This is a genomic window from Oleiphilus sp. HI0061 (assembly GCF_001635675.1).
The window spans coordinates 1-406 of the sequence record NZ_LWFE01000789.1; the positions used below are offsets into that span (position 1 = coordinate 1).

The following is a 406-nucleotide window of genomic DNA, read 5'->3' on the forward strand; positions in this document are numbered from 1 at the left end:
GCTTGATATTCCTGGACATGAAGCCATGTAGTTTGATCAATGCTTTGGTACATATCGACTGCGAGCGCAAATTCCGGCATATCAGCATCGTACAAGCGATAGCAGCTAATCTCATTTTTCTTAGCCCACTTACCGAGGGTCTTAAAATTCTTCTTAAGGCGGTTAGCGAACATTTCAGCACGCTGTGGATTCGATATCTTCCAGTTGCTAGATGAATGTTCTAATTTAGAGGAGCTCGCAGCATCTTTGTAGCGATTATCCTTATCAAGACTAAATAAGATGAGTTGACTTTCGATAGCGCCATTAAAGAGTTTATACTGTTTATATGAACGCCAGCATATGGCCTTACCTAAATCTGCATTTCCTGTAAATACGCCGGCACTCCATCCAAGCAAGTCTCGCTCAA

The 406-nt window shown here is 42.1% G+C and carries 1 pseudogene; it reads right to left on the minus strand.

From position 1 onward, the window contains the following. A pseudogene (locus tag A3735_RS30690) lies at positions 1–406 on the minus strand (23S rRNA (guanine(2445)-N(2))/(guanine(2069)-N(7))-methyltransferase); the annotation flags it as partial.